General features: G+C 37.3%; 4 protein-coding genes and 1 pseudogene. 2 read left to right on the plus strand and 3 right to left on the minus strand.

Annotated elements, in window-relative coordinates; translation table 11 throughout:
• Nucleotides 1-1,544: hypothetical protein (locus tag K6G87_RS00640; RefSeq protein ID WP_296832467.1), on the plus strand; the 1,544-nt coding region annotated here is incomplete at its 5' end.
• A gap of 317 nt (nt 1,545-1,861) precedes the next feature.
• On the opposite strand, the gene K6G87_RS00645 is transcribed toward K6G87_RS00640, so the two are convergent.
• Together K6G87_RS00645 and K6G87_RS00650 are read right to left on the minus strand one after the other, a co-directional pair.
• Nucleotides 1,862-2,182: a hypothetical protein gene (locus K6G87_RS00645; protein ID WP_296832470.1), complete on the minus strand. Its 321-nt coding sequence runs from the start codon at nt 2,180-2,182 to the stop codon at nt 1,862-1,864.
• Nucleotides 2,183-2,483: 301 nt separating this feature from the next.
• Nucleotides 2,484-2,624 (minus strand): annotated as a pseudogene (locus K6G87_RS00650) (IS256 family transposase); the annotation flags it as partial.
• 737 nt (nt 2,625-3,361) lie between these two features.
• Here K6G87_RS00650 and K6G87_RS00655 point away from each other — a divergent pair.
• On the plus strand, nt 3,362-5,134 hold the full coding sequence (locus tag K6G87_RS00655; RefSeq protein ID WP_296832475.1) for a sensor domain-containing diguanylate cyclase: 1,773 nt from the start codon (nt 3,362-3,364) through the stop codon (nt 5,132-5,134).
• Between the two features lie 131 nt (nt 5,135-5,265).
• Here the strand turns inward: K6G87_RS00655 and K6G87_RS00660 are convergent.
• Nucleotides 5,266-6,020 (minus strand): CPBP family intramembrane glutamic endopeptidase (locus K6G87_RS00660; protein ID WP_296832479.1); only part of this gene is annotated, 755 nt, incomplete at its 5' end.

Below are 6,020 nucleotides of genomic sequence, written 5' to 3' on the forward strand. Positions count from 1 at the left end.
TAAACTCTACTGCACTTTACTGCTTACTAGCAGCTATAGTAGCTATAACCGTATGCTCAAAATCTTCATTTTTATATCCTTTAAATGACTGGGGCGATACTAACTGCTACTTTATAATCGGTAAGGGAATCCTCAAGGGACTTGTGCCTTACAGGGATCTCTATGATCAGAAAGGCATTATAATATTCGCCATTTATTCACTGGCTTGCCTCATCACAACTAATTCCTATTTCGGTGTCTACATTATAGAAATTGTAGCCGCATTTCTTTTCCTATATATATCTGTAAAAATAGTCAGCCTCTATCTTGAATGTGACAGATATTCAGGTGTAATTGCCTTTATTCTGGCTGTGGCTGTCTACTCATCTGCAGCTATGTGCCATGGAGGAAGTGCCGAAGAACTTCTCCTTCCGGCTTTTGCCTACGGTATCTATGTCATAAGCAAGCAGATTCAGACAAGGTCCATACCGGGAAAGCTGGAAATGCTCATCTTCGGCCTGTGTGCTGGCATAATATTTTTTAGCAAATTCACATTATGCGCAATTTTCATTCCAATCATTATCATCATGATGGTCGATGCCTATAAGAATAAAAGCCTGGGACTTCTTATGAATAGGGCCCTATATTTCATTCTGGGCTGCCTTGTAATAACCATCCTGGTCCTTGTATATTTCGCGCTTAATGGTGCACTTTTTGACTTTTTTAACGCATATTTTTATAACAACATACACAATTATGTCAACGAGGATTTTTCCAAACAGTTTTCAAGCGTTCTGGATATATACCTTTTCTATATAAAAGTATTCTTTAGAAAAAGAAATATACTCCCTATTCTGCTAATAGGGCTTAGTCTTATATGGCTTTTTATCAAGAAAAAATACCTGCTATTTATCTGCTACGTGCTTTCATTTGCGGCATTTTTTTACATAGAATTCTTCGTTGCAATGCCGCTAAAATATTACGGTATCCCGCTCTACTGCTTTTGTGCTCCCGGGCTTTGCTTTATAGTGGAGCTGCTTAAAAAGATACCTTATTACAAGCCTTTAATAGCTAATGCTGCAATGGTGCTATTTGCGGTTTTTTTGTGCTACGTATTTACAGACAACAAATATATGATGTTTAAAGACATCGAAGATACTCCGCAGTATATACTCGCAGAAGACATAAGGCAGGATGGCTCAAATGACTACAGCCTTCTTGTATATAACTCGCTTGACGAAGGCTTCTATCATTCCTGCAACACCTTGCCTGTAGAACGTGCTTTCATTCAGACTAATCTCAAGACATCTTTTCTCCAAGATGAACAAAATGATATGATCAACGACAAAAGAGTTGATTACATCATCACTACGAAATATCTGTGCGATACCACTGAATACGAAGAAGTATACCAAAACAATAAAAATTACATCGAAACATATACAGACAACTATACGCCCTATATTATATGTTTCGATGACTTTGGATACGAACTTGTCGATCAAACAGCTGCTTATTTTGAAAAGAAGTATAAGATTTATAAATTATACAAACGAATAGAATAAGCCAAAAGTCCTATTCTCATTTGAGTTTAAATCATCTCAGTCTTCTTGGCTTCTTTATTTTCCTTAGATTTCATTTTTTCCTTGGACTTATTTATCTTCCTTGGATTTATTTATCTTCCTTGGATTTCATTGTTTCCTTGAACTTATTTTTCTTCCTTGGATTTCATTATCTTTCTAGGACTTCATTGTTTCCTTGGACTTATTTTTCCTAGGATTTCATTATTTTACTTGGACTTCATATCTTCTTTATCTTCCTTAGCTTCTTCTAAAATCTTCTCTTTCTTAACCTCAAGAGCTTCTTTGGCTTCTTCTAAGATTTACTCCTTCTTATCCTCATGAGCTTCTTTGGCTTCTTCTAAAATCTTCTCTTTCTTATCCTCAAGAGCTTCTTTAGCTTCTTCAATATTCTTGTCGACTCTCTCCATGAGATCGTCCCATTCCTTTTCACTGAATTCCTGATTACCAATTGTAATCTTGACTTCAGTGTCATTATTCATAACCTTCTTGTACAGCTGAGATTTAAAAGAGCCTATCTGCTCCATAAAAGAAATGTCTTCACCAGAAGCTGAAGATCCATTTTTCATAGCCTTGGTATCAGTAATTCCTGCATTATAGTTTGATGCTGATGCAATTTTCATACAAATCCTCTTAATAAGGTATAACTTCTCGAACGTATCTTTACAGAAATCCTCACTAGCTGCGGACTTCGTGATTAAGTGAATCGGTTGGTAATAGAACCAGCACCAAAGGTGAACTCAATTGGCTCTACTACTATATTTTTGAATTTTTGATTCAAAAAAATGATTATTTCTTGAAAGATGATCACAGAAGCACGTATTTACTTCCTGTGAACACACAATTACTTTGCTTATATTATTATCGGATCTTGTAAACAATTAAATAAGCTTCCGAAAACATCTGAGTATTCTGAAGTTTCTATGCCTTGAGTTGTTCTGTTGATTCAGCCTGCAGGATGCTGTTCAGGCTATCCTGTAGAAGCTTTTTAAATGCATCATCACGATTTGAAGAAAGTAATTGTAGTATTTCATCCTGATTTAAAGTAATATTGAGTTGAGCCATTGTGTTCTACCTCCGGTTAATTTGATTGTGGTGATTTAATTATACCTAAAGGTGAGCCTTTGGCTCTTTTAATATTAATTTTTTAATTTACACCATTATATGGACATTACTTAATTTTTCCCACGAAATGGCTTGTTTTCAGCGTTTTCGTGGGATAGCAATCTCTAAAATCTTGATATCTGACCTTATTTTTCCCACGAAACAGCTTGTTTTCAGCATTTTCGTGGGATGGCAATCTCTAAAATCTTGATATTTGACCTTATTTTTCCCACGAAACAGCCTGTTTTCAGCATTTTCGTGGGATGGCAATCTCTAAAATCTTGATATCTGGCCTAATTTTCCCACGAAATGGCTTGTTTTCAGCATTTTCGTGGGAAAAACTTGCGTCCCTGCCGCTATAACCATGTCTACTCCATGGTACAACCATCATTTTTGATAGGGCACAACTCAAAACATTATGTCCACTATATAAGTAGTAGTTTAAGTATATCCATCATCTCTTCCCTACATACATCTAGTAATTAAGAAACATCCATCATCTCTTTCCTACATATAGCTAGTAGTTTAAAAGACTATCCCTCACCACTTCCTTGCACATATCTTATATAAAGCAGTTCCAAATAGCCATTCTCCTAATGCCTCATCCTATTTTAACCGATAAACCATATATGATACCTTGTATTTCTGCGCCCTTTTGTGTTGTAAACGGCCCTAGTGCCTGAAAGGAACCTGGTCCTATGAAGCAATATACATTCATCATCAACGATGACAATTCAATGGAAGATGTTGCAAGAATGATCCAGAAAAGGCTTGATGAAAACCAAAATGCCACTTCTGTTCTTCAGGTAATAGAATCTTCCGGCACACAGGAGATTATCGAATACGGCTATAGTCAAGCTTCAAAGTGGTTCCCTGACATGATCATTTATGGCATGACATCTCAAGGTGCGATCGTTGATGGCATTAACGAAGTTACTATAAATTATAACGGAAAGGGAATCTGTTCTCTTCTTCTATTCGATAACAGCACAGTTATAGCCAATGGCTATGATTGTCACAATAAGACTCCTCTTGAATGCGGACAGGATTTCGTAAGGCGACTTAAAGGACGCACTGATATTAAGGGCATTCTTTTAATGTCCTCTGATACAACTCTTTTTTCTGACGATTTTGCAAATACGATTCTGGAAACATTCCCAGATGTGCCGCTTTTTGGCGCTATGGCTGGAACAAGCGATCTCATCGAAGATCGTTCTATGGTCTATTTCGACCAGAAAATATATAACAGGGGAATAGTAGCCGTTGCCTTCTGCGGCGATGATCTTCATGTAGAAGCCAAGCACAGTCTTGGATGGCGATCACTTGGCAAGGAATTCGTCATTACCAAAAGCTCAAAAGATGGATTTGTAGAAGAAATTGATGGAAAACCTGCTATTGATGCATACAAAGAATATCTTGGAATCACCGAAAACAAGTATTTCTACGACAACGCCGCAGCCTTCCCAATCCTTTTTGAGCAAAACAACAAGCTTGTCGGAAGGGTTGCTCTTTTCTGCTCTAATGGTGCTGTCAAATACACCATGCCTGTTCCGGAAGGCACAAGCGCAAGCTTTGCCTATGCCAGAAAGAGATATCTTCTTTCTGAATCACTTGCAGGTGCCAACGAGCTTATAGATTTTGCACCTGAAGCTATTCTTATCTTCTCCTGCGTAACCAGAAGAAATTTTATGGGCGATCTCCTTGCCGACAGAGAATTCCTTTATTACAAGAATGTCTGCCCGAACTGCACATTCACAGGCGGCTATGGAGAATTCCTCTATAGCAGGAAAGGTGCAGGTCTTTTAAACGGTTCCCTTATTGCCATCGGCTTTAGGGAGGGCGAAGCTGTACAGACAGGAATAAAGCCTTATGTAGACGATGAGATAACCGAGCAGTATGATACCGTAATTCCTCTTATGGAGCGCATGATCAATCTTCTCGAGAAGACAACTGATGACCTTCGCCAGAACGTTCTGCAGCTGTATCAGTATGCTAGCCACGACGAGCTAACAGGTATCTACAACAGAGCTTCATTCAATTTTTATTTTAATGATGTTTTTGACAAAAAAAATAAAGATTTCTCCGCAGGTCTTTTCCTGATCGATGTAGATCACTTTAAGAGAGTCAATGACACTTATGGACATGATGTAGGTGATACGGTCCTTAAAAAGCTTGTTGCCAGTGTAAATCAGGTTCTTCCTGGTAATGCTGTATTCTGCCGTTGGGGCGGCGAAGAATTTGTATGTATTATTGAGAATATTCGTAAAGAACAGGCCCTGTCAATAGCCGAAAGAATAAGGAACAAGATTGAATCAACGAAATTCACTCCTGTTCCCAAAATCACGATCAGTCTGGGTGTCACCATAGTAGATGACACCTCAGAAAGTCATAAAGAAGTATTCAAAAAAATAGATGATGCCTTATACGAAGCCAAAGAAAGCGGCCGAAATAAGGTAGTGTTTAAGCAGTAGCTTTTTTCTTATACTACTTATAAAGACAGATCTAAGAAAACTTCCAGAATAAGCTTTTGCTTAAGCAGTTATTTTTTTCTTATACTACTTATAAAGATAAATCCAAGAAAACGTCCAGAATAAGATTTTGCTTAAGCAGTAGCTTCTTTTTTCTTATACTGTCTATAAAGATAGATCAAAGGAAGTGCATAAATCAAAAGTACGCTTAAAAGTGACTGAACTCCTGTAGCGTTGCCGCTCTTAACCAGGAAAGTTGGTGTAGGAACAACTGTGACTGCCTGGCTTATAATGACAAAGCAGTATAAATTATTGAGATAGTGAAGTACTATGCCGCCTTCCATTCCTCCTACAAAGAGGTTAGCAAGGAACATGAAAAATCCGGCAAAGAAATAGTTGGCTGCACATGCAACCATTTCGATTGTAGATGTCTGTGATAACATCTCAGGATTGGACATGTGTAATACCATAAACAAAACTGAACTAAGAACCGCAAATCCCATTGCCTTTAAAGGCTTTGGAACTTCATTACCAAAAGGGGCACGAAGGAATAATCCGCGGAACAGAAATTCCTCTGTATTGGTCTGTATCCATAATAAAAGAAGTACAAAGAAAAAGTTAAAAATAAGCTGATATAAAGGAAGTGTATTGAATGAAATTGTTCCTGCTGTAATCAATTCACTTATAACAAGTCCTATTACAAATAGTATAGAAGGAACTAACATTGCCTTATAATCAGCTTTTCTACCAGCTCCATGAATGAAGGTTTTAATAGATGTTTTGCATAATTTTTTAAGAAAAATTTTGAAAGCAAGATATATTCCGCCAAAAGATATTATTGCTCCTACCATTTCTTTTTCGAAAAATAAAGCTCCGCCTTCTTTAAATA

The sequence above is a fragment of the Butyrivibrio sp. genome, from assembly GCF_024699075.1.